Genomic DNA, 25,891 nt, shown 5'->3' on the forward strand with positions numbered 1-25,891 from the left:
TAGTGAGTGGGGGAGCTTGCGGCAGAACTAGCGAGTTTCTGTATATATATGCAGTGTATAGATTTTGAGTAACGCTTTATGAAACCTGACAATACCAGTAAATACGCGGCTAACCGCTTATCCGTTGCACCCATGTTGGATTGGACTGACCGCCACTGTCGTTACTTTCACCGTTTGCTATCTCAGCAGACGCTTCTGTACACGGAAATGGTCACAACTGGTGCGATCTTACATGGTAAGGGCGACTTTCTAGAGTATAACGAGCAAGAACACCCATTAGCTCTTCAGCTTGGTGGTTCAAACCCGGTTGATCTGGCGGCTTGTGCCAAGCTTGCTGGTGAGCGTGGCTATGATGAAGTGAACCTCAATGTAGGTTGCCCTTCAGATCGAGTTCAGAATGGTCGCTTTGGTGCTTGCCTAATGGCTGAGCCTGAGCTGGTGGCAGATTGTGTGTCAGCGATGAAAGAAGTCACGGATATTCCAATTACGGTGAAAACGCGTATTGGTATCGACGACCAAGACTCTTACGAGTTTCTGACTAAGTTTGTTTCAACGGTGTCTGAAAAGGGCGGTTGTGAGCAATTTACTATTCATGCGCGTAAAGCGTGGTTGAGTGGCCTTAGCCCGAAAGAGAACCGTGAGATCCCACCGCTAGATTACGATCGCGCGTACCAAATCAAGAAAGACTTCTCAGATCTTGTGATTGCGGTAAATGGTGGTATCACAACATTAGAACAGACTAAAGAACACTTGCAGCACCTTGATGGTGTGATGATTGGTCGTGAGGCATACCATAGCCCGTTTATCTTGGCTGAAGTTGATCAGCAGATTTTCGGTTTAGACACGCCAATCAAGAAACGCTCACAAGTGGTTGAAGAGATGTACCCGTACATTGAGCGTCAGCTTTCTAATGGAGCGAGCCTTGGTCATATCTCTCGTCATATGCTGGGTTTGTTCCAAAGCATGCCGGGCGCAAGACAATGGCGTCGTTACATCAGTGAGAATGCACATAAGAAAGGCGCGGGCATTGAGGTGATTCAGACGGCATTGGCTAAGATCCCTAAAGAGCTAAATGTATAGACACCCTCAAGGTTAAAGCAAAAGCCAAAAGCTAAGAATTAAAAGCTAGAAGCTTAAGGCTTAAAGAATAAGGTTAAATTCGCCATTAGAGGCTAAATTTACCATTGTGAGTTTCCGAGAAGCCACGCATGAAGATGCGTGGCTTTTTATTTGCCTGATAAATAAGGAGTTTATGGTTGTAGCTAACTTGGTATGGAAGCTGCAATGTTAGAAAGTAGGAAAGATAGGTCATGAACTCATTAGGGAGACCATTATGTTTGAATTAATCTTTGTTCTTATTTTCGTCGCAACTTTACTCGTTACTGGTATTACGTTTATGACGGTACTAGCGGCAACCGGAATCGCGTTAGCGGTCATGCTGGTCTTAGGTATGATGGGAGTTGTGTTTAAACTGCTGCCTTGGCTGATCGTGATTGCCGTGGGTGTGTGGTTTTTCAAAAACTATGTACACAGCTCTAACCAAAGACGTTATTAAGGTCATCGTGTCGTCAAATCTTTACTCGTCAGCGGTTTATCGTTTTAGAATTTAAGATGTGTGGTAGAATTTTCCCCAATAATCTATGAATGTGCATACAATTAGCACAACGATATGGAACTGGAGCTATCTCAAATGAATAAAATGCCATTAATTGCTTTAGTGGGAATGCTATCTTTAAGCTCGGCAGTGTCCGCTGAAGAAGAGTTTTCTTACACGACTAAGATCGGTGCTGATATGTGGTGGGGAAGTACAAAGCTGAATGAAGCTAGGTCGAGTGATTCAAACTCACCTTCGTTGTATTTCGCATTTGAGCATAATGCCCCTAAGCTGCCAAATGCGAGTTTCCGCTATTCTACTGTTGATACAACATTGTTAGCGTTTGATAAGTACGACTACACGTTCTACTACACAATGTTGGATCACAAGTTGATGAACTTCGATGCGGGTGTGACATTTACTCAGTATGCAAATTCGCATTACAAAGATCCGTACAGTTCGAAAACGACAAGTTTTGATGAGTTTACCTGGAGCTTCTACGGTAACGCAGAAATCAATGTCCCTAATACTCAGCTTGATATCATTGGTACGATGGAGTTTGGCAATAGCAATGGCATTAAGAGCACCGACTTAATCGCGGGTGTTCAGTACCGTATCCCAGTGGCTGCAACTGAAATAGCACTTCGTGGTGGCTATCGTGTGATCGACCTTGATTCGGAAAAATTCTTCTCTTCAGAGCTGAATAAACCTCTTGATACGGACAAAGAACCTGATCCTTTGGATGATCCAAAGCCAGGGCCACCTAAAGCGTTTGTTATGGTTGATGGTTGGTTTGCCGGCGTAGAAGTACGCTTTTAGGCAATTAAAGCGAATCTAGAACGAAATTTAAGAACGTCACTTTATTAAGTGGCGTTTTTTTATACCTATTAATTATATCTTTCTGGAATTAGTTAGCACATTCATCACTTTCGACCATCCTTAATGCAGAGGCCTAATTAGCGTCTATTCTTATAAGGTCTATGTTGTGAGGTCAAAGCAAGGGATGGAATATGACACTCAATGAATTACGAAATTTATATCGAGAAAATCTGTTGGTTGAAGCGATCATAGAGCCCTCAATTCAAGAGGGGTCTTGGGTTGTGGAGTTTCGCCATATGGGAGGCGGGTTTGTTTTGCTTACTGATGTTCATGGGGAAGAGTGTCATTACGCGGATTTAGACCTAGCCTCTAAGTCGGCAATGGCGGTTGGCTTTCAACAAGTTCGTATTGAAAACCAGTAACTCAATTGACGTTTCAATCGGTTTTTACTTCCAAAAAGTTATAAAACATACTTTTCTATTCTTTCTTGTTATTAAAAGGAGTGGTTAATCTATCGTCACGCAATGATTAGGGATGTCGTGACCATGTCTTTAAATAAGAAAGAGTCTTCACAAAATAATAATGCACAGTCTGGGGCTAATGAGTTACCTGGGCTAGCAGCACCACTTAATGACCAACAATTGGGTCATCTTCAGCAAACTGTTTCTGAATTATCTTCTCAACAACTGGCATGGGTCAGTGGTTACCTTTGGGGTGTGAGCCAAACTCAGCCTGTGGGTGCCGCCGCGCCAATCGCTCAAGCAGCCGCCGCAGTAGCCGCAAAACCTGCGGGTAAGCTCAGCATTATCTTCGCTTCTCAAACCGGTAATGCGAAAGGTGTCGCTGAATCGCTTGAGGCAGAAGCGAAAGCCTTAGGGATTGCTGTCGAGCTTTTTGATGCAAGTGATTATAAAGGTAAGAACCTAGCCAAAGAGACACACGTCATTTTTGTGGCTTCAACCAATGGTGAGGGCGAAGCCCCTGATAACGCCATTGAGTTGCATGAATTCCTTCAATCGAAGAAAGCGCCAAAATTATCGAATCTACAATACGGTGTGATCGGTTTAGGTGACTCAAGCTATGAGTTCTTCTGCCAAACGGCTAAAGACTTCGATAACTTCCTCGCTAAGCTTGGTGCTAAATCGTTTGTCGACCGTCTTGATTGTGATGTTGATTACGAAGAGTCAGCAACGGAATGGCGTGCTAAAGCATTAGAGCAAGTAAAAGAGACGCTATCGACAGGCACTGAAGCCGATGTGGTTCAATTACCAGTAGGTCAAGCGGCTGCCGGTCATTCGCAATACACCAAACAAAACCCATACACAGCGACACTATTAACGAGCCAAAAGATCACCGGTCGTGATTCGGGTAAAGATGTTCGTCATATCGAGATTGATCTTGATGAGTCGGGTATTACTTACCAACCGGGTGATGCACTAGGCGTATGGTTTGAAAACAGTTCAGAACTCGCAAATCAGATTCTTTCTAAGGTTGGGCTGTCTGGTATCGAAAGTGTCGATGTCGATGGTGACAACTTGTCTCTGCATAGTGCACTCGTCAGCAAATTCGAGATTACCTCTTCAAACCCTCAGCTTGTGACTAAGTTTGCTGAGCTATCGGGCAGCAAGAAGTTAATTAAGCTGGTGGAAGATAAAGACAAGCTTCGTGAATACGCGGGTAATACTCAAGTTGTCGATGTTTTAGCTGAGAAGAAAACCAAGCTATCGGCTGATGAATTGATTGGCCTACTACGTAAGTTAACTCCACGTCTCTACTCTATTGCGTCAAGCCAAGCAGAAGTAGATGAAGAAGTTCACTTGACGGTTGGTCTGGTTGAATACCAAAAGGGCGATGAATCTCGTCTGGGTGGCGCTTCAAGTTTCTTAGCTCAACGCCTTGAAGAAGGTGGTGAAGTTAAGGTGTTTGTAGAGAACAACAATAACTTCAAACTGCCGCAAGACGACAACACACCAATCATCATGGTTGGCCCGGGTACAGGTATCGCACCTTTCCGTAGTTTTGTTCAAGAGCGTGAAAACAATGACGCTGAAGGTAAAAGCTGGTTGTTCTTTGGTGACCGTACCTTTACTCAAGATTTCTTATATCAAGTTGAATGGCAGAGGTATCTTAAATCTGGTGCATTAACCAAGCTTGATGTTGCGTTTAGTCGTGATCAAAAAGAAAAGGTTTATGTTCAAGATCGACTAATTGAACAGGCAGAGCAGGTTTGGCAATGGCTTCAAGAGGGCGCGTACCTCTATGTATGTGGCGATGCAACTCGAATGGCAAAAGATGTTCATGAAGCGTTAGTTACGATAGCGGAAAAACATGGCAACCAGAGCCGCGAACAAGCTGAACAATATATTAATGATTTACGTAAAGCGAAACGTTACCAAAGGGATGTGTACTAATGAGCAAGCAAGTAATAGAGCAAGAAGTGCTAGGTCAAGTACTGGGACCTTTGGCTGACAATGAACGTCTTAAGCGTGAAAGTAAAAATCTTCGCGGTACGATTGAACAAGATCTCCAAGATAGAATTACTGGTGGTTTTACTGCTGATAACTTTCAGTTGATCCGCTTCCACGGTATGTACCAACAAGACGACCGTGATATTCGTAATGAACGTACCAAGCAAAAGCTAGAACCTTTACATAACGTAATGCTTCGTGCGCGTATGCCAGGCGGCATCATCACTCCTAAGCAATGGTTAGCGATTGATAAATTCGCAGATGAAAGCACCTCATATGGTTCTATCCGTCTTACAACTCGTCAAACTTTCCAGTTTCACGGTGTGTTGAAGCCGAACATTAAGTTAATGCACCAAACGCTAAACAGTATTGGTATTGATTCAATCGCAACTGCGGGTGACGTAAACCGAAATGTTTTGTGTACCACAAACCCGGTTGAGTCCGAGCTACACCAAGAAGCTTATGAGTGGGCGAAAAAGATCAGTGAACACCTATTACCTAAGACTCGTGCTTATGCTGAGATCTGGTTAGATGGTGAAAAGCTAGCAACAACGGATGAAGAACCTATCTTAGGTAGTAACTACTTACCACGTAAGTTCAAGACGACGGTTGTAATTCCTCCGCAAAATGACGTAGATGTCCATGCTAACGATCTTAACTTTATCGCGATTGCTGAAGACGGAAAGCTGGTGGGCTTTAACGTATTAGTGGGCGGTGGCCTTGCAATGACGCACGGCGATACTTCTACTTATGCACGTAAAGCTGATGATTTCGGTTTTGTGCCATTAGAGAAAACGTTAGATGTAGCGGCAGCTGTTGTGACGACACAACGTGACTGGGGCAACCGTTCGAACCGTAAGAATGCCAAAACCAAATACACACTAGACCGTGTTGGTATTGATGTATTCAAAGCAGAAGTAGAAAAACGTGCAGGCGTTGAGTTTGCTGAAAGTCGTCCTTATGAGTTTACTGGCCGTGGCGACCGTATCGGTTGGGCGGAAGGCATTGATGGTAAGCACCACTTAGCGTTATTCATCGAAAATGGTCGTTTACTTGATTTTCCGGGTAAAGCGCTGAAAACAGGTGTTGCTGAAATAGCGAAGATCCACAAAGGTGACTTCCGCATGACAGCGAACCAAAATCTCATTGTTGCAGGTGTACCTAAGAGCCAAAAGGCACAAATTGAAAAGCTGGCACGTCAATACGGTCTGATGGATGATGCCGTTTCAGAACAGCGCAAGAACTCAATGGCGTGTGTGGCATTCCCAACATGTCCGTTAGCAATGGCAGAAGCCGAACGTTTTCTTCCTGAGTTTGTAACGGATGTTGAAGACATTCTGAAGAAACACGGATTACCAGAAGAAGATAACATCATCCTTCGTATTACAGGCTGTCCAAACGGCTGTGGTCGTGCAATGTTGGCTGAACTTGGTTTAGTCGGCAAGGCTCCAGGGCGTTACAACATGCACTTAGGTGGCAACAAAGCCGGAACTCGTATTCCTAAGATGTATAAAGAGAACATCACGTCAGCTCAGATTTTAGAAGAGATTGATTCGCTGGTGGGACGTTGGGCTACGGAACGTACGGATAATGAAGGGTTCGGTGATTTTACAATCCGAGCTGGCATCATCGAAGAGGTGATCATTTCAAAGAGGGATCTGCATGCATAATTCTGTCGCTTCAAAACTGAAGTTAGCAGAGCTACTCGCATTGACTAAGACGGAGCAAATACTTCGTCTTGGACAAATCAATGCTGAGTTAGAACAGCTAACTGCATTAGAAAGAGTGAAGTGGGCTCTAGAAAACTTAGAAGGAACACATGTGGTGTCTTCTAGTTTCGGAATCCAAGCAGCATTGATGCTGCACTTAGTGACTCAAGCCAAACCCGATATTCCAGTTATTCTGACAGACACCGGGTACCTATTCCCAGAAACGTATCGCTTTATAGATGAGTTAAGTCAGAAGTTGACTCTAAACCTTCAAGTCTTTCGCGCACAACAGAGCGCTAATTGGCAAGAAGCGCAATATGGCAAACTTTGGGATCAAGGTATAGAAGGGATAGAGAAGTACAACAAGCTTAATAAAGTTGAACCGATGAGAAGAGCGCTGGATGAACTAGAGGCTGGCACTTGGTTTTCTGGTTTAAGAAGAGAGCAATCTCAATCGCGCGCAAACTTGCCGATCTTATCTATCCAAAATGGTGTGTTTAAGTTTTTGCCAGTAATTGATTGGACAAATAAAGATGTTCACTATTACCTAGAAGAGCATGGCCTTAGTTACCACCCACTTCGCGAACAGGGGTATCTTTCTGTTGGAGATACTCATACGACTAAGAAATGGGAACCGGGTATGACCGAAGAAGAAACCCGTTTCAATGGCCTAAAACGAGAATGTGGCCTCCATGAAGACGATGGAGAGCAATATGGTTCTGGGATTTAGACTCATTGCCATTTAAAAAGCTGCCTCAAGGCAGCTTTTTTAGTTTCTAGGGGATAAAATTAAAGCGATTGTGGATAAGTCTGTGGTTATTGTGTAGGTACTTTGTAGTTAAACTTGCATAAATAAGGCTTTGGGTGTTTATCCATCATCTAACCGTTATTTTTGTGCTTTTTGGTAATAAACACTTGCCAATGTGAGGAACATCTCTATAATGCCGCCTCACTGACACGGTAGACGCCACAAGGCTTCAGCGAAGAATGTTAGTAAGGCAACTAGCTTTAAGCGATAATTCGCTTCTACTTTTAGAAAGTAGAAATTAATTTTCAAAAGTGTTTGACACTGAGAATTAAAACGCTAGAATGGCCGCCTCTTCCGAAGTGATGTAAGTCACAACGAAGAGAAGCTCTTTAACAATTTAAACCTATCAATCTGTGTGGGCACTCGTTGATGAATATCAAAACGTTATTGGTTCTTTTTCGAAAGAGCGTAATAACAGTTACTTCGGTAACAAACTTGATTTCAATGAACTGAGTGACCAATACGTTTAACTACTTGTAGTTAATCGGCACAGTCAATTCATTACCATTCTGTTGGAATGGTAATAGCTTTAGAATTACATGTTCATTTTCGAATGAATATTAGTTTTGAAGTCAGTATTCGTTGAGTCACAAAATCTTAAATTGAAGAGTTTGATCATGGCTCAGATTGAACGCTGGCGGCAGGCCTAACACATGCAAGTCGAGCGGAAACGACAACATTGAATCTTCGGAGGATTTGTTGGGCGTCGAGCGGCGGACGGGTGAGTAATGCCTAGGAAATTGCCTTGATGTGGGGGATAACCATTGGAAACGATGGCTAATACCGCATAATGCCTACGGGCCAAAGAGGGGGATCTTCGGACCTCTCGCGTCAAGATATGCCTAGGTGGGATTAGCTAGTTGGTGAGGTAATGGCTCACCAAGGCGACGATCCCTAGCTGGTCTGAGAGGATGATCAGCCACACTGGAACTGAGACACGGTCCAGACTCCTACGGGAGGCAGCAGTGGGGAATATTGCACAATGGGCGAAAGCCTGATGCAGCCATGCCGCGTGTATGAAGAAGGCCTTCGGGTTGTAAAGTACTTTCAGTTGTGAGGAAGGGGATAACGTTAATAGCGTTATCTCTTGACGTTAGCAACAGAAGAAGCACCGGCTAACTCCGTGCCAGCAGCCGCGGTAATACGGAGGGTGCGAGCGTTAATCGGAATTACTGGGCGTAAAGCGCATGCAGGTGGTTCATTAAGTCAGATGTGAAAGCCCGGGGCTCAACCTCGGAACTGCATTTGAAACTGGTGAACTAGAGTGCTGTAGAGGGGGGTAGAATTTCAGGTGTAGCGGTGAAATGCGTAGAGATCTGAAGGAATACCAGTGGCGAAGGCGGCCCCCTGGACAGACACTGACACTCAGATGCGAAAGCGTGGGGAGCAAACAGGATTAGATACCCTGGTAGTCCACGCCGTAAACGATGTCTACTTGGAGGTTGTGGCCTTGAGCCGTGGCTTTCGGAGCTAACGCGTTAAGTAGACCGCCTGGGGAGTACGGTCGCAAGATTAAAACTCAAATGAATTGACGGGGGCCCGCACAAGCGGTGGAGCATGTGGTTTAATTCGATGCAACGCGAAGAACCTTACCTACTCTTGACATCCAGAGAAGCCAGTGGAGACACAGGTGTGCCTTCGGGAGCTCTGAGACAGGTGCTGCATGGCTGTCGTCAGCTCGTGTTGTGAAATGTTGGGTTAAGTCCCGCAACGAGCGCAACCCTTATCCTTGTTTGCCAGCGAGTAATGTCGGGAACTCCAGGGAGACTGCCGGTGATAAACCGGAGGAAGGTGGGGACGACGTCAAGTCATCATGGCCCTTACGAGTAGGGCTACACACGTGCTACAATGGCGCATACAGAGGGCAGCAAGCTAGCGATAGTGAGCGAATCCCAAAAAGTGCGTCGTAGTCCGGATTGGAGTCTGCAACTCGACTCCATGAAGTCGGAATCGCTAGTAATCGTGAATCAGAATGTCACGGTGAATACGTTCCCGGGCCTTGTACACACCGCCCGTCACACCATGGGAGTGGGCTGCAAAAGAAGTGGGTAGTTTAACCTTTCGGGGAGGACGCTCACCACTTTGTGGTTCATGACTGGGGTGAAGTCGTAACAAGGTAGCCCTAGGGGAACCTGGGGCTGGATCACCTCCTTATACGAAGATACTCACGATGAGTGTCCACACAGATTGATGGTTTAGATTTAGTTAAAGCCAGAGCTTTAATTAATAACGTAAGTTATTGATTAAAGCTTTTTGCTTTATGCTCTTTAACAATTTGGAAAGCTGACTGATTTGATTACTTACGAGTAATTCAATCAAATTTAAAAGTTCTCAATGTTTATCTGCTCTTATTTAATAAGAACGGTATAAACACAACAAACACATTCAAGTGTCTTGTATTCGAATCAAACTTAGTTTGATTCACAATTGAGTCCGGCAAACAGTCATTGAGAATTAACCCTTCTTGATGACAACCAAAAACCTTGGTTAGTTGCCATACTAGTTTGTTTTCACTTTTCAAAAGTGAAAGTAAAACAGAGACCCTTTCGGGTTGTATGGTTAAGTGACTAAGCGTACACGGTGGATGCCTTGGCAGTCAGAGGCGATGAAAGGCGTAATAACTTGCGATAAGCCCAGATTAGGTAGTAATAACCTTTTGAGTCTGGGATTCCTGAATGGGGAAACCCACTTACATAAGTAAGTATCCTGTTGTGAATACATAGCAACAGGAGGCAAACCGGGGGAACTGAAACATCTAAGTACCCCGAGGAAGAGAAATCAACCGAGATTCCGAAAGTAGCGGCGAGCGAAATTGGATTAGCCCTTAAGCTTTTAATGATGCAGGTGAAGAGTCTGGAAAGTCTCGCAATAAAGGGTGATAGCCCCGTAACCGACACATTATAATCAGTGAAAACGAGTAGGGCGGGACACGTGATATCCTGTCTGAATATGGGGGGACCATCCTCCAAGGCTAAATACTACTGACTGACCGATAGTGAACCAGTACCGTGAGGGAAAGGCGAAAAGAACCCCTGTGAGGGGAGTGAAATAGAACCTGAAACCGTGTACGTACAAGCAGTAGGAGCACCTTCGTGGTGTGACTGCGTACCTTTTGTATAATGGGTCAGCGACTTAATTTTAGTAGCAAGGTTAACCGTTTAGGGGAGCCGTAGGGAAACCGAGTCTTAACTGGGCGTACAGTTGCTAGGATTAGACCCGAAACCAGGTGATCTAGCCATGGGCAGGTTGAAGGTTGAGTAACATCAACTGGAGGACCGAACCGACTAATGTTGAAAAATTAGCGGATGACTTGTGGCTAGGGGTGAAAGGCCAATCAAACCTGGAGATAGCTGGTTCTCCCCGAAAGCTATTTAGGTAGCGCCTCGGACGAATACTACTGGGGGTAGAGCACTGTTAAGGCTAGGGGGTCATCCCGACTTACCAACCCTTTGCAAACTCCGAATACCAGTAAGTACTATCCGGGAGACACACGGCGGGTGCTAACGTCCGTCGTGGAGAGGGAAACAACCCAGACCGCCAGCTAAGGTCCCAAAGTATAGCTAAGTGGGAAACGATGTGGGAAGGCTCAGACAGCCAGGATGTTGGCTTAGAAGCAGCCATCATTTAAAGAAAGCGTAATAGCTCACTGGTCGAGTCGGCCTGCGCGGAAGATGTAACGGGGCTAAGCTATACACCGAAGCTGCGGCTACGTACCTTAGGGTATGTGGGGTAGGGGAGCGTTCTGTAAGCCGTTGAAGGTGTGCTGTAAGGCATGCTGGAGGTATCAGAAGTGCGAATGCTGACATGAGTAACGATAAAGGGAGTGAAAAACTCCCTCGCCGGAAGACCAAGGGTTCCTGTCCAACGTTAATCGGGGCAGGGTAAGTCGACTCCTAAGGCGAGGCCGAAAGGCGTAGTCGATGGGAAACGGGTTAATATTCCCGTACTTCTTACAATTGCGATGGGGGGACGGAGAAGGCTAGGTGGGCCTGGCGACGGTTGTCCAGGTTCAAGTATGTAGGCGGAAAGTTTAGGTAAATCCGGACTTTCTTAACGCTGAGATACGATGTCGAGCTACTACGGTAGTGAAGTCATTGATGCCATGCTTCCAGGAAAAGCCTCTAAGCTTCAGATTGTAAGGAATCGTACCCCAAACCGACACAGGTGGTCGGGTAGAGAATACCAAGGCGCTTGAGAGAACTCGGGTGAAGGAACTAGGCAAAATGGTACCGTAACTTCGGGAGAAGGTACGCTCTTATCAGTGAAGTCCCTTGCGGATGGAGCAGACGAGAGTCGCAGATACCAGGTGGCTGCAACTGTTTATTAAAAACACAGCACTGTGCAAAATCGTAAGATGACGTATACGGTGTGACGCCTGCCCGGTGCCGGAAGGTTAATTGATGGGGTTAGACTTCGGTCGAAGCTCTTGATCGAAGCCCCGGTAAACGGCGGCCGTAACTATAACGGTCCTAAGGTAGCGAAATTCCTTGTCGGGTAAGTTCCGACCTGCACGAATGGCGTAATGATGGCCACGCTGTCTCCACCCGAGACTCAGTGAAATTGAAATCGCTGTGAAGATGCAGTGTACCCGCGGCTAGACGGAAAGACCCCGTGAACCTTTACTACAGCTTGGCACTGAACATTGAACCTACATGTGTAGGATAGGTGGGAGACTATGAAACCGCGTCGCTAGATGTGGTGGAGTCGTCCTTGAAATACCACCCTTGTAGTTTTGATGTTCTAACGTTGGTCCCTGAATCGGGATTACGGACAGTGCCTGGTGGGTAGTTTGACTGGGGCGGTCTCCTCCCAAAGAGTAACGGAGGAGCACGAAGGTGGGCTAAACACGGTTGGACATCGTGTGGTTAGTGCAATGGCATAAGCCCGCTTGACTGCGAGAATGACAATTCGAGCAGGTGCGAAAGCAGGTCATAGTGATCCGGTGGTTCTGAATGGAAGGGCCATCGCTCAACGGATAAAAGGTACTCCGGGGATAACAGGCTGATACCGCCCAAGAGTTCATATCGACGGCGGTGTTTGGCACCTCGATGTCGGCTCATCACATCCTGGGGCTGAAGTCGGTCCCAAGGGTATGGCTGTTCGCCATTTAAAGTGGTACGCGAGCTGGGTTTAGAACGTCGTGAGACAGTTCGGTCCCTATCTGCCGTGGGCGTTGGAAAATTGAAAGGGGCTGCTCCTAGTACGAGAGGACCGGAGTGGACGAACCTCTGGTGTTCGGGTTGTCATGCCAATGGCATTGCCCGGTAGCTAAGTTCGGAATCGATAACCGCTGAAAGCATCTAAGCGGGAAGCGAGCCTTGAGATGAGTTTTCCCTGACGCTATAAGCGTCCTAAAGGGTTGTCGTAGACTACGACGTTGATAGGCAGGGTGTGTAAGTGCTGCGAGGCATTGAGCTAACCTGTACTAATTGCCCGTGAGGCTTAACCATACAACACCCAAGGGGTTTTATGGACTCAATAGAAAGACCAGACCTTGAATGAGTTTGAAGAGACTTTTAAATCAGTTTTCCAGATTATTTTGCCTTCAGTTTTTAAGCTGAAAGTAAAAGCAAAATTTGTTTGGCGACCATAGCATTGTGGACCCACCTGATTCCATGCCGAACTCAGAAGTGAAACACAATAGCGCCGATGGTAGTGTGGGGTTTCCCCATGTGAGAGTAGGACATCGCCAGGCTTTAATTTCGACTTTGTCTAGTTTCTAGACAAGTCACCATAGAGTTCTAAGTTTCTTAGAGTTTTATGTTGACTTTCAAAGTGGAAAGCGTATTATACGCGTCCTGCTTGCGTGCTAAGGCACTGAAAGCGTTCTCTTTTTAGAGAACAAGCTCTTTAACAATTTAAACCTATCAATCTGTGTGGGCACTCGTTGATGAATATCAAAACGTTTTATCGTTAGATAAAACAGATTCTTCGGAATCAAACTTGATTTCAATGAACTGAGTGACCAATACAAAATTAAGTTTACTTAATTTTTGCACAGTCAATTCATTACCATTCTGTTCCTATTTATTTAAGAAGAGAGGGGTAATAGCTTTAAAATTACACTCTTTATTTATAAAGAATAGTTTTGAAGTCAGTATTCGTTGAGTCACAAAATCTTAAATTGAAGAGTTTGATCATGGCTCAGATTGAACGCTGGCGGCAGGCCTAACACATGCAAGTCGAGCGGAAACGACACTAACAATCCTTCGGGTGCGTTAATGGGCGTCGAGCGGCGGACGGGTGAGTAATGCCTAGGAAATTGCCTTGATGTGGGGGATAACCATTGGAAACGATGGCTAATACCGCATAATGCCTACGGGCCAAAGAGGGGGACCTTCGGGCCTCTCGCGTCAAGATATGCCTAGGTGGGATTAGCTAGTTGGTGAGGTAATGGCTCACCAAGGCGACGATCCCTAGCTGGTCTGAGAGGATGATCAGCCACACTGGAACTGAGACACGGTCCAGACTCCTACGGGAGGCAGCAGTGGGGAATATTGCACAATGGGCGAAAGCCTGATGCAGCCATGCCGCGTGTATGAAGAAGGCCTTCGGGTTGTAAAGTACTTTCAGTTGTGAGGAAGGGTGTGTAGTTAATAGCTGCGCATCTTGACGTTAGCAACAGAAGAAGCACCGGCTAACTCCGTGCCAGCAGCCGCGGTAATACGGAGGGTGCGAGCGTTAATCGGAATTACTGGGCGTAAAGCGCATGCAGGTGGTTCATTAAGTCAGATGTGAAAGCCCGGGGCTCAACCTCGGAACTGCATTTGAAACTGGTGAACTAGAGTGCTGTAGAGGGGGGTAGAATTTCAGGTGTAGCGGTGAAATGCGTAGAGATCTGAAGGAATACCAGTGGCGAAGGCGGCCCCCTGGACAGACACTGACACTCAGATGCGAAAGCGTGGGGAGCAAACAGGATTAGATACCCTGGTAGTCCACGCCGTAAACGATGTCTACTTGGAGGTTGTGGCCTTGAGCCGTGGCTTTCGGAGCTAACGCGTTAAGTAGACCGCCTGGGGAGTACGGTCGCAAGATTAAAACTCAAATGAATTGACGGGGGCCCGCACAAGCGGTGGAGCATGTGGTTTAATTCGATGCAACGCGAAGAACCTTACCTACTCTTGACATCCAGAGAAGCCAGTGGAGACACAGGTGTGCCTTCGGGAGCTCTGAGACAGGTGCTGCATGGCTGTCGTCAGCTCGTGTTGTGAAATGTTGGGTTAAGTCCCGCAACGAGCGCAACCCTTATCCTTGTTTGCCAGCGAGTAATGTCGGGAACTCCAGGGAGACTGCCGGTGATAAACCGGAGGAAGGTGGGGACGACGTCAAGTCATCATGGCCCTTACGAGTAGGGCTACACACGTGCTACAATGGCGCATACAGAGGGCAGCAAGCTAGCGATAGTGAGCGAATCCCAAAAAGTGCGTCGTAGTCCGGATTGGAGTCTGCAACTCGACTCCATGAAGTCGGAATCGCTAGTAATCGTGAATCAGAATGTCACGGTGAATACGTTCCCGGGCCTTGTACACACCGCCCGTCACACCATGGGAGTGGGCTGCAAAAGAAGTGGGTAGTTTAACCTTTCGGGGAGGACGCTCACCACTTTGTGGTTCATGACTGGGGTGAAGTCGTAACAAGGTAGCCCTAGGGGAACCTGGGGCTGGATCACCTCCTTATACGAAGATACTTACGATGAGTGTCCACACAGATTGATTAGGTTTAGAAAGTAAAAGAGACGATATTGGGTCTGTAGCTCAGCTGGTTAGAGCGCTCGCCTGATAAGCGGGAGGTCGGTGGTTCGAGTCCACTCAGACCCACCAATATCGACTAGAAACAAAGATGGGGCTATAGCTCAGCTGGGAGAGCGCCTGCCTTGCACGCAGGAGGTCTGCGGTTCGATCCCGCATAGCTCCACCATCTTTAAGGGTTTTTCCTTAAGAATCTTTAAAAATGGTTTCGAAAGAAATCAAGCTCTTTAACAATTTGGAAAGCTGACTGATTGATTACTTACGAGTAATTCAATCAAATTTAAAAGTTCTCAATGTTTATCTTTCATTAGATAAACACAACAAACACATTCAAGTGTCTTGTATTCGAATCAAACTTTAGTTTGATTCACAATTGAGTCCGGCAAACAGTCATTGAGAATTAACCCTTCTTGATGACAACCAAAAACCTTGGTTAGTTGCCATACGCTAAGACCCTTTCGGGTTGTATGGTTAAGTGACTAAGCGTACACGGTGGATGCCTTGGCAGTCAGAGGCGATGAAAGGCGTAATAACTTGCGATAAGCCCAGATTAGGTAGTAATAACCTTTTGAGTCTGGGATTCCTGAATGGGGAAACCCACTTGCATAAGCAAGTATCCTGTTGTGAATACATAGCAACAGGAGGCAAACCGGGGGAACTGAAACATCTAAGTACCCCGAGGAAGAGAAATCAACCGAGATTCCGAAAGTAGCGGCGAGCGAAATTGGATTAGCCCTTAAGCTTTTAATGAGACAGATGAAGGCTCTGGAAAGTGCCGCAATAAAGGGTGATAGCCCCGTAATCGACATCTCATAATCAGTGAAAACGAGTAGGGCGGGACACGTGATATCCTGTCTGAATATGGGGGGACCATCCTCCAAGGCTAAATACTACTGACTGACCGATAGTGAACCAGTACCGTGAGGGAAAGGCGAAAAGAACCCCTGTGAGGGGAGTGAAATAGAACCTGAAACCGTGTACGTACAAGCAGTAGGAGCACCTTCGTGGTGTGACTGCGTACCTTTTGTATAATGGGTCAGCGACTTAATTTTAGTAGCAAGGTTAACCGTTTAGGGGAGCCGTAGGGAAACCGAGTCTTAACTGGGCGTACAGTTGCTAGGATTAGACCCGAAACCAGGTGATCTAGCCATGGGCAGGTTGAAGGTTGAGTAACATCAACTGGAGGACCGAACCGACTAATGTTGAAAAATTAGCGGATGACTTGTGGCTAGGGGTGAAAGGCCAATCAAACCTGGAGATAGCTGGTTCTCCCCGAAAGCTATTTAGGTAGCGCCTCGGACGAATACTACTGGGGGTAGAGCACTGTTAAGGCTAGGGGGTCATCCCGACTTACCAACCCTTTGCAAACTCCGAATACCAGTAAGTACTATCCGGGAGACACACGGCGGGTGCTAACGTCCGTCGTGGAGAGGGAAACAACCCAGACCGCCAGCTAAGGTCCCAAAGTATAGCTAAGTGGGAAACGATGTGGGAAGGCTCAGACAGCCAGGATGTTGGCTTAGAAGCAGCCATCATTTAAAGAAAGCGTAATAGCTCACTGGTCGAGTCGGCCTGCGCGGAAGATGTAACGGGGCTAAGCTATACACCGAAGCTGCGGCTACGTACCTTAGGGTATGTGGGGTAGGGGAGCGTTCTGTAAGCCGTTGAAGGTGGTCTGTAAGGGCTGCTGGAGGTATCAGAAGTGCGAATGCTGACATGAGTAACGATAAAGGGAGTGAAAAACTCCCTCGCCGGAAGACCAAGGGTTCCTGTCCAACGTTAATCGGGGCAGGGTAAGTCGACTCCTAAGGCGAGGCCGAAAGGCGTAGTCGATGGGAAACGGGTTAATATTCCCGTACTTCTTACAATTGCGATGGGGGGACGGAGAAGGCTAGGTGGGCCTGGCGACGGTTGTCCAGGTTCAAGTACGTAGGCGGAAAGTTTAGGTAAATCCGGACTTTCTTAACGCTGAGATACGATGTCGAGCTACTACGGTAGTGAAGTCATTGATGCCATACTTCCAGGAAAAGCCTCTAAGCTTCAGATTGTAAGGAATCGTACCCCAAACCGACACAGGTGGTCGGGTAGAGAATACCAAGGCGCTTGAGAGAACTCGGGTGAAGGAACTAGGCAAAATGGTACCGTAACTTCGGGAGAAGGTACGCTCTTATCAGTGAAGTCCCTTGCGGATGGAGCAGACGAGAGTCGCAGATACCAGGTGGCTGCAACTGTTTATTAAAAACACAGCACTGTGCAAAATCGTAAGATGACGTATACGGTGTGACGCCTGCCCGGTGCCGGAAGGTTAATTGATGGGGTTAGACTTCGGTCGAAGCTCTTGATCGAAGCCCCGGTAAACGGCGGCCGTAACTATAACGGTCCTAAGGTAGCGAAATTCCTTGTCGGGTAAGTTCCGACCTGCACGAATGGCGTAATGATGGCCACGCTGTCTCCACCCGAGACTCAGTGAAATTGAAATCGCTGTGAAGATGCAGTGTACCCGCGGCTAGACGGAAAGACCCCGTGAACCTTTACTACAGCTTGGCACTGAACATTGAACCTACATGTGTAGGATAGGTGGGAGACTATGAAACCGCGTCGCTAGATGTGGTGGAGTCGTCCTTGAAATACCACCCTTGTAGTTTTGATGTTCTAACGTTGGTCCCTGAATCGGGATTACGGACAGTGCCTGGTGGGTAGTTTGACTGGGGCGGTCTCCTCCCAAAGAGTAACGGAGGAGCACGAAGGTGGGCTAAACACGGTTGGACATCGTGTGGTTAGTGCAATGGCATAAGCCCGCTTGACTGCGAGAATGACAATTCGAGCAGGTGCGAAAGCAGGTCATAGTGATCCGGTGGTTCTGAATGGAAGGGCCATCGCTCAACGGATAAAAGGTACTCCGGGGATAACAGGCTGATACCGCCCAAGAGTTCATATCGACGGCGGTGTTTGGCACCTCGATGTCGGCTCATCACATCCTGGGGCTGAAGTCGGTCCCAAGGGTATGGCTGTTCGCCATTTAAAGTGGTACGCGAGCTGGGTTTAGAACGTCGTGAGACAGTTCGGTCCCTATCTGCCGTGGGCGTTGGAAAATTGAAAGGGGCTGCTCCTAGTACGAGAGGACCGGAGTGGACGAACCTCTGGTGTTCGGGTTGTCATGCCAATGGCATTGCCCGGTAGCTAAGTTCGGAATCGATAACCGCTGAAAGCATCTAAGCGGGAAGCGAGCCTTGAGATGAGTTTTCCCTGACGCTATAAGCGTCCTAAAGGGTTGTCGTAGACTACGACGTTGATAGGCAGGGTGTGTAAGTGCTGCGAGGCATTGAGCTAACCTGTACTAATTGCCCGTGAGGCTTAACCATACAACACCCAAGGGGTTTTATGGACTCAATAGAAAGACCAGACCTTGAATGAGTTTGAAGAGACTTTTAAATCAGTTTTCCAGATTATTTTGCCTTCAGTTTTTAAGCTGAAAGTAAAAGCAAAATTTGTTTGGCGACCATAGCATTGTGGACCCACCTGATTCCATGCCGAACTCAGAAGTGAAACACAATAGCGCCGATGGTAGTGTGGGGTTTCCCCATGTGAGAGTAGGACATCGCCAGGCTTTAATTTCGACTTTGTCTAGTTTCTAGACAAGTCACCATAGAGTTCTAAGTTTCTTAGAGTTTTATGTTGACTTTCAAAGTGGAAAGCGTATTATACGCGTCCTGCTTGCGTGCTAAGGCACTGAAAGCGTTCTCTTTTTAGAGAACAAGCTCTTTAACAATTTAAACCTATCAATCTGTGTGGGCACTCGTTGATGAATATCAAAACGTTTTATCGTTAGATAAAACAGATTCTTCGGAATCAAACTTGATTTCAATGAACTGAGTGACCAATACAAAATTAAGTTTACTTAATTTTTGCACAGTCAATTCATTACCATTCTGTTCCTATTTATTTAAGAAGAGAGGGGTAATAGCTTTAAAATTACACTCTTTATTTATAAAGAATAGTTTTGAAGTCAGTATTCGTTGAGTCACAAAATCTTAAATTGAAGAGTTTGATCATGGCTCAGATTGAACGCTGGCGGCAGGCCTAACACATGCAAGTCGAGCGGAAACGACACTAACAATCCTTCGGGTGCGTTAATGGGCGTCGAGCGGCGGACGGGTGAGTAATGCCTAGGAAATTGCCTTGATGTGGGGGATAACCATTGGAAACGATGGCTAATACCGCATAATGCCTACGGGCCAAAGAGGGGGACCTTCGGGCCTCTCGCGTCAAGATATGCCTAGGTGGGATTAGCTAGTTGGTGAGGTAATGGCTCACCAAGGCGACGATCCCTAGCTGGTCTGAGAGGATGATCAGCCACACTGGAACTGAGACACGGTCCAGACTCCTACGGGAGGCAGCAGTGGGGAATATTGCACAATGGGCGAAAGCCTGATGCAGCCATGCCGCGTGTATGAAGAAGGCCTTCGGGTTGTAAAGTACTTTCAGTTGTGAGGAAGGGTGTGTAGTTAATAGCTGCGCATCTTGACGTTAGCAACAGAAGAAGCACCGGCTAACTCCGTGCCAGCAGCCGCGGTAATACGGAGGGTGCGAGCGTTAATCGGAATTACTGGGCGTAAAGCGCATGCAGGTGGTTCATTAAGTCAGATGTGAAAGCCCGGGGCTCAACCTCGGAACTGCATTTGAAACTGGTGAACTAGAGTGCTGTAGAGGGGGGTAGAATTTCAGGTGTAGCGGTGAAATGCGTAGAGATCTGAAGGAATACCAGTGGCGAAGGCGGCCCCCTGGACAGACACTGACACTCAGATGCGAAAGCGTGGGGAGCAAACAGGATTAGATACCCTGGTAGTCCACGCCGTAAACGATGTCTACTTGGAGGTTGTGGCCTTGAGCCGTGGCTTTCGGAGCTAACGCGTTAAGTAGACCGCCTGGGGAGTACGGTCGCAAGATTAAAACTCAAATGAATTGACGGGGGCCCGCACAAGCGGTGGAGCATGTGGTTTAATTCGATGCAACGCGAAGAACCTTACCTACTCTTGACATCCAGAGAAGCCAGTGGAGACACAGGTGTGCCTTCGGGAGCTCTGAGACAGGTGCTGCATGGCTGTCGTCAGCTCGTGTTGTGAAATGTTGGGTTAAGTCCCGCAACGAGCGCAACCCTTATCCTTGTTTGCCAGCGAGTAATGTCGGGAACTCCAGGGAGACTGCCGGTGATAAACCGGAGGAAGGTGGGGACGACGTCAAGTCATCATGGCCCTTACGAGTAGGGCTACACACGTGCTACAATGGCGCATACAGAGGGCAGCAAGCTAGCGATAGTGAGCGAATCCCAAAAAGTGCGTCGTAGTCCGGATTGGAGTCTGCAACTCGACTCCATGAAGTCGGAATCGCTAGTAATCGTGAATCAGAATGTCACGGTGAATACGTTCCCGGGCCTTGTACACACCGCCCGTCACACCATGGGAGTGGGCTGCAAAAGAAGTGGGTAGTTTAACCTTTCGGGGAGGACGCTCACCACTTTGTGGTTCATGACTGGGGTGAAGTCGTAACAAGGTAGCCCTAGGGGAACCTGGGGCTGGATCACCTCCTTATACGAAGATACTCACGATGAGTGTCCACACAGATTGATTAGGTTTAGAAAGTAAAAGAGACGATATTGGGTCTGTAGCTCAGCTGGTTAGAGCGCTCGCCTGATAAGCGGGAGGTCGGTGGTTCGAGTCCACTCAGACCCACCAATATCGACTAGAAACAAAGATGGGGCTATAGCTCAGCTGGGAGAGCGCCTGCCTTGCACGCAGGAGGTCTGCGGTTCGACCCCGCATAGCTCCACCATCTTTAAGTGTTTTTATTTGAAAATATTTAGAAATGGTTCATTTATGAATCAAGCTCTTTAACAATTTGGAAAGCTGACTGATTAACTGACTTACGAGTCATGTTAATCAAATTTAAAAGTTCTCAATGTTTATCTGCTCTTAGTTAATAAGAACGGTATAAACACAACAAACACATTCAAGTGTCTTGTATTCGAATCAAACTTAGTTTGATTCACAATTGAGTCCGGCAAACAGTCATTAAGAATTAACCCTTCTTAATGACAACCAAAAACCTTGGTTGTTTGAACATACATAAGACCCTTTCGGGTTGTATGGTTAAGTGACTAAGCGTACACGGTGGATGCCTTGGCAGTCAGAGGCGATGAAAGACGTAATAACTTGCGATAAGCCCAGATTAGGTAGTAATAACCTTTTGAGTCTGGGATTTCTGAATGGGGAAACCCACGTGCATAAGCACGTATCCTGTTGTGAATACATAGCAACAGGAGGCAAACCGGGGGAACTGAAACATCTAAGTACCCCGAGGAAGAGAAATCAACCGAGATTCCGAAAGTAGCGGCGAGCGAAATTGGATTAGCCCTTAAGCTTTTAATGATGCAGGTGAAGAGTCTGGAAAGTCTCGCAATAAAGGGTGATAGCCCCGTAACCGACACATCATAATCAGTGAAAACGAGTAGGGCGGGACACGTGATATCCTGTCTGAATATGGGGGGACCATCCTCCAAGGCTAAATACTACTGACTGACCGATAGTGAACCAGTACCGTGAGGGAAAGGCGAAAAGAACCCCTGTGAGGGGAGTGAAATAGAACCTGAAACCGTGTACGTACAAGCAGTAGGAGCACCTTCGTGGTGTGACTGCGTACCTTTTGTATAATGGGTCAGCGACTTAATTTTAGTAGCAAGGTTAACCGTTTAGGGGAGCCGTAGGGAAACCGAGTCTTAACTGGGCGTACAGTTGCTAGGATTAGACCCGAAACCAGGTGATCTAGCCATGGGCAGGTTGAAGGTTGAGTAACATCAACTGGAGGACCGAACCGACTAATGTTGAAAAATTAGCGGATGACTTGTGGCTAGGGGTGAAAGGCCAATCAAACCTGGAGATAGCTGGTTCTCCCCGAAAGCTATTTAGGTAGCGCCTCGGACGAATACTACTGGGGGTAGAGCACTGTTAAGGCTAGGGGGTCATCCCGACTTACCAACCCTTTGCAAACTCCGAATACCAGTAAGTACTATCCGGGAGACACACGGCGGGTGCTAACGTCCGTCGTGGAGAGGGAAACAACCCAGACCGCCAGCTAAGGTCCCAAAGTATAGCTAAGTGGGAAACGATGTGGGAAGGCTCAGACAGCCAGGATGTTGGCTTAGAAGCAGCCATCATTTAAAGAAAGCGTAATAGCTCACTGGTCGAGTCGGCCTGCGCGGAAGATGTAACGGGGCTAAGCTATACACCGAAGCTGCGGCTACGTACCTTAGGGTATGTGGGGTAGGGGAGCGTTCTGTAAGCCGTTGAAGGTGGTCTGTAAGGGCTGCTGGAGGTATCAGAAGTGCGAATGCTGACATGAGTAACGATAAAGGGAGTGAAAAACTCCCTCGCCGGAAGACCAAGGGTTCCTGTCCAACGTTAATCGGGGCAGGGTAAGTCGACTCCTAAGGCGAGGCCGAAAGGCGTAGTCGATGGGAAACGGGTTAATATTCCCGTACTTCTTACAATTGCGATGGGGGGACGGAGAAGGCTAGGTGGGCCTGGCGACGGTTGTCCAGGTTCAAGTACGTAGGCGGAAAGTTTAGGTAAATCCGGACTTTCTTAACGCTGAGATACGATGTCGAGCTACTACGGTAGTGAAGTCATTGATGCCATGCTTCCAGGAAAAGCCTCTAAGCTTCAGATTGTAAGGAATCGTACCCCAAACCGACACAGGTGGTCGGGTAGAGAATACCAAGGCGCTTGAGAGAACTCGGGTGAAGGAACTAGGCAAAATGGTACCGTAACTTCGGGAGAAGGTACGCTCTTATCAGTGAAGTCCCTTGCGGATGGAGCAGACGAGAGTCGCAGATACCAGGTGGCTGCAACTGTTTATTAAAAACACAGCACTGTGCAAAATCGTAAGATGACGTATACGGTGTGACGCCTGCCCGGTGCCGGAAGGTTAATTGATGGGGTTAGACTTCGGTCGAAGCTCTTGATCGAAGCCCCGGTAAACGGCGGCCGTAACTATAACGGTCCTAAGGTAGCGAAATTCCTTGTCGGGTAAGTTCCGACCTGCACGAATGGCGTAATGATGGCCACGCTGTCTCCACCCGAGACTCAGTGAAATTGAAATCGCTGTGAAGATGCAGTGTACCCGCGGCTAGACGGAAAGACCCCGTGAACCTTTACTACAGCTTGGCACTGAACATTGAACCTACATGTGTAGGATAGGTGGGAGACTATGAAACCGCGTCGCTAGATGTGGTGGAGTCGTCCTTGAAATACCACCCTTGTAGTTTTGATGTTCTAACGTTGGTCCCTGAATCGGGATTACGGACAGTGCCTGGTGGGTAGTTTGACTGGGGCGGTCTCCTCCCAAAGAGTAACGGAGGAGCACGAAGGTGGGCTAAACACGGTTGGACATCGTGTGGTTAGTGCAATGGCATAAGCCCGCTTGACTGCGAGAATGACAATTCGAGCAGGTGCGAAAGCAGGTCATAGTGATCCGGTGGTTCTGAATGGAAGGGCCATCGCTCAACGGATAAAAGGTACTCCGGGGATAACAGGCTGATACCGCCCAAGAGTTCATATCGACGGCGGTGTTTGGCACCTCGATGTCGGCTCATCACATCCTGGGGCTGAAGTCGGTCCCAAGGGTATGGCTGTTCGCCATTTAAAGTGGTACGCGAGCTGGGTTTAGAACGTCGTGAGACAGTTCGGTCCCTATCTGCCGTGGGCGTTGGAAAATTGAAAGGGGCTGCTCCTAGTACGAGAGGACCGGAGTGGACGAACCTCTGGTGTTCGGGTTGTCATGCCAATGGCATTGCCCGGTAGCTAAGTTCGGAATCGATAACCGCTGAAAGCATCTAAGCGGGAAGCGAGCCTTGAGATGAGTTTTCCCTGACGCTATAAGCGTCCTAAAGGGTTGTCGTAGACTACGACGTTGATAGGCAGGGTGTGTAAGTGCTGCGAGGCATTGAGCTAACCTGTACTAATTGCCCGTGAGGCTTAACCATACAACACCCAAGGGGTTTTATGGACTCAATAGAAAGACCAGACCTTGAATGAGTTTGAAGAGACTTTTAAATCAGTTTTCCAGATTATTTTGCCTTCAGTTTTTAAGCTGAAAGTAAAAGCAAAATTTGTTTGGCGACCATAGCATTGTGGACCCACCTGATTCCATGCCGAACTCAGAAGTGAAACACAATAGCGCCGATGGTAGTGTGGGGCTTCCCCATGTGAGAGTAGGACATCGCCAGGCTTTAAATTAAATCTTTAGGTTGACCGACCTGGAGATATGGACGCTCACTTAGTGAGTTGACCACTGCGGAGTGGTAGTTCAGTTGGTTAGAATACCGGCCTGTCACGCCGGGGGTCGCGGGTTCGAGTCCCGTCCACTCCGCCACTTATTCAGAGGTTCAGCTCTTTAAAACTGAAATAGGGGTGTAGCTCCAATTGGCAGAGCAGCGGATTCCAAATCCGCGTGTTGGGAGTTCGAATCTCTCCACCCCTGCCATATTTAAGGCTCTAGCAGAAATGCTAGAGCCTTTTTACTTTCTGAATATAATCTGCGCTATTGCTAGAGCAGCGGACTCCCCGACTTATACCAATCCGGAAAATTAACTGATCAGGTTTATCCAATCCCTTCTGCTCATTTTTGTGACACGAGCTTTGCACTCAAGAAATCCATTCCAAGTGCGACAAACCTTGGAAACAATGTCGTTATAATCAGTGAAACTTTGATTCGCTAGATAATGTTGTCGCAACCAACTCCAAACTTGCTCTATAGGGTTAAGCTCTGGCGAGTAGGGAGGAAGCTTAATAGTACTGACGTTATTAAACTCTCTCGCAATATCATCGGTATGCCAGCCTGCACCACCATTATAACGACAGCATAGCGTCCTTTTTCAGTAGCCTTAGATATCTGCTCTAAGTGATTTGTCATTATGTCCTTGTTAACCCAAGGAACCACTATGGCTTCACCAATTCCTCTTTCAGGGCATGCCGAACCAAACAAATAAGCGTATTCAAATTGCTGTTGTTTTACCACGCGAGGCCTCGTTCCACGAGTCGCCCAAAGACGTGTCGTTGTGTTCTGCTGACCAAACCTAGCTTCGTCTTGAAACCAGACATCAACACTCTCTAGCCCAATATGGCCGGGGATCTTAAGGATCGTTTCTATTTTGAATTTTTTTAAAATCGTCTTGGACTTGCTGTGATTGTTTAGGGTGTTTGGAGCGAGAAGTTATCCAAGAGAAGCCCATGTGGTCGAGGAGATAATAGATAGAATTAGGGTGGTAGTATTTATCAAAGTTTTTCACGATGTAGTCATGTATATCGCTCCCGACAAGGCGCCCGTCTGAAGGGGACTCTGCTTCTTTCTTAATGAATGCACTGAGTTGTTTTCGTTGTTCTGCATTGAGGTATGCAGGTCTGCCTGTGCGAGGTTTCTCTTGAAGCCCTTCCAATCCTTCTTCAAGAAATGCTTGGACCCATTTGTTTACACTAGTTCGACTGACTTTAAGGTATTTGGCAATTTGAGTGCGCGAGTGACCTTCTTTGAAGTGGGCAAGTGCTAGCAAGCGAACTTTCATTTGAATGGTTTTTTGTTGGCTTGCTAGCTTTTTAAAATCTGTATTATTAAGGCTATCCATAGCGATTTTCTGCAAGAGTTCGACGGCCTCAATTAGATCATATCTTTACTTTAATTGGTATAAGGCTTTT

Annotated in this window: 7 protein-coding genes, 6 tRNA genes, 9 rRNA genes and 1 pseudogene; 22 read left to right on the top strand and 1 reads right to left on the bottom strand. The window is 47.1% G+C overall.

Features of this window, described 5'->3' with window-relative positions; all coding sequences use genetic code 11:
- Positions 1 to 78 precede the first annotated feature (78 nt).
- The 22 genes from dusA (at position 79) to Q5H80_RS01415 (ending at position 24,683) form a co-directional block, all read left to right on the top strand.
- The gene (gene dusA, locus Q5H80_RS01310; RefSeq protein WP_009847903.1) at positions 79 to 1,080 is read left to right on the top strand and encodes a tRNA dihydrouridine(20/20a) synthase DusA; all 1,002 of its coding nucleotides are present in this window, start codon (positions 79 to 81) and stop codon (positions 1,078 to 1,080) included.
- Between the two features lie 253 nt (positions 1,081 to 1,333).
- Positions 1,334 to 1,555, top strand: coding sequence for an envelope stress response protein PspG (gene pspG / locus Q5H80_RS01315; protein WP_009847904.1), 222 nt, complete (start codon positions 1,334 to 1,336; stop codon positions 1,553 to 1,555).
- A gap of 135 nt (positions 1,556 to 1,690) precedes the next feature.
- Positions 1,691 to 2,413 carry a TIGR04219 family outer membrane beta-barrel protein gene (locus tag Q5H80_RS01320; protein WP_304567750.1) on the top strand — a complete coding sequence of 241 codons (723 nt, stop codon included), beginning with the start codon at positions 1,691 to 1,693 and terminating at the stop codon, positions 2,411 to 2,413.
- 191 nt (positions 2,414 to 2,604) lie between these two features.
- Positions 2,605 to 2,835 carry a hypothetical protein gene (locus Q5H80_RS01325; RefSeq protein WP_004735813.1) on the top strand — a complete coding sequence of 77 codons (231 nt, stop codon included), beginning with the start codon at positions 2,605 to 2,607 and terminating at the stop codon, positions 2,833 to 2,835.
- A 123-nt stretch (positions 2,836 to 2,958) separates the two neighbouring features.
- The gene (locus Q5H80_RS01330; protein WP_304567773.1) at positions 2,959 to 4,824 is read left to right on the top strand and encodes an assimilatory sulfite reductase (NADPH) flavoprotein subunit; all 1,866 of its coding nucleotides are present in this window, start codon (positions 2,959 to 2,961) and stop codon (positions 4,822 to 4,824) included.
- Positions 4,824 to 6,551, top strand: a complete 1,728-nt coding sequence (cysI, locus tag Q5H80_RS01335) for an assimilatory sulfite reductase (NADPH) hemoprotein subunit (RefSeq protein WP_304567775.1) — start codon at positions 4,824 to 4,826, stop codon at positions 6,549 to 6,551. Before Q5H80_RS01330 ends, cysI begins: the two co-directional genes overlap by 1 nt.
- Positions 6,544 to 7,320, top strand: a complete 777-nt coding sequence (locus Q5H80_RS01340) for a phosphoadenylyl-sulfate reductase (RefSeq protein WP_102327285.1) — start codon at positions 6,544 to 6,546, stop codon at positions 7,318 to 7,320. The genes cysI and Q5H80_RS01340 overlap by 8 nt, the downstream gene beginning before the upstream one ends.
- A gap of 677 nt (positions 7,321 to 7,997) precedes the next feature.
- Positions 7,998 to 9,552 (top strand): 16S ribosomal RNA (locus Q5H80_RS01345).
- Between the two features lie 403 nt (positions 9,553 to 9,955).
- Positions 9,956 to 12,848 (top strand): 23S ribosomal RNA (locus tag Q5H80_RS01350).
- Between the two features lie 129 nt (positions 12,849 to 12,977).
- Positions 12,978 to 13,093, top strand: a 5S ribosomal RNA gene (gene rrf, locus Q5H80_RS01355).
- A gap of 426 nt (positions 13,094 to 13,519) precedes the next feature.
- A 16S ribosomal RNA gene (locus Q5H80_RS01360) occupies positions 13,520 to 15,074 on the top strand.
- 67 nt (positions 15,075 to 15,141) lie between these two features.
- Positions 15,142 to 15,218 (top strand) — tRNA-Ile (locus Q5H80_RS01365).
- Between the two features lie 21 nt (positions 15,219 to 15,239).
- Positions 15,240 to 15,315 (top strand) — tRNA-Ala (locus tag Q5H80_RS01370).
- A 300-nt stretch (positions 15,316 to 15,615) separates the two neighbouring features.
- Positions 15,616 to 18,508 (top strand): 23S ribosomal RNA (locus tag Q5H80_RS01375).
- Positions 18,509 to 18,637: 129 nt separating this feature from the next.
- Positions 18,638 to 18,753: ribosomal RNA gene (rrf, locus tag Q5H80_RS01380) — 5S ribosomal RNA — on the top strand.
- Positions 18,754 to 19,179: 426 nt separating this feature from the next.
- A 16S ribosomal RNA gene (locus Q5H80_RS01385) occupies positions 19,180 to 20,734 on the top strand.
- A gap of 67 nt (positions 20,735 to 20,801) precedes the next feature.
- Positions 20,802 to 20,878 (top strand) — tRNA-Ile (locus tag Q5H80_RS01390).
- A gap of 21 nt (positions 20,879 to 20,899) precedes the next feature.
- Positions 20,900 to 20,975: transfer RNA gene (locus tag Q5H80_RS01395), tRNA-Ala, on the top strand.
- A gap of 315 nt (positions 20,976 to 21,290) precedes the next feature.
- Positions 21,291 to 24,183 (top strand): 23S ribosomal RNA (locus Q5H80_RS01400).
- 129 nt (positions 24,184 to 24,312) lie between these two features.
- Positions 24,313 to 24,428 (top strand): 5S ribosomal RNA (rrf, locus tag Q5H80_RS01405).
- The 16S, 23S and 5S rRNA genes sit together here with 6 tRNA genes alongside, the layout of an rRNA operon.
- Before the next feature lie 67 nt (positions 24,429 to 24,495).
- Positions 24,496 to 24,572 (top strand) — tRNA-Asp (locus tag Q5H80_RS01410).
- 34 nt (positions 24,573 to 24,606) lie between these two features.
- Positions 24,607 to 24,683 (top strand) — tRNA-Trp (locus Q5H80_RS01415).
- 103 nt (positions 24,684 to 24,786) lie between these two features.
- On the opposite strand, the pseudogene Q5H80_RS01420 reads toward Q5H80_RS01415, so the two are convergent.
- Positions 24,787 to 25,821 (bottom strand): annotated as a pseudogene (locus tag Q5H80_RS01420) (IS630 family transposase).
- Positions 25,822 to 25,891 lie beyond the last annotated feature (70 nt).

Source organism: Vibrio sp. SNU_ST1, assembly GCF_030563405.1.
GTDB lineage: Bacteria > Pseudomonadota > Gammaproteobacteria > Enterobacterales > Vibrionaceae > Vibrio.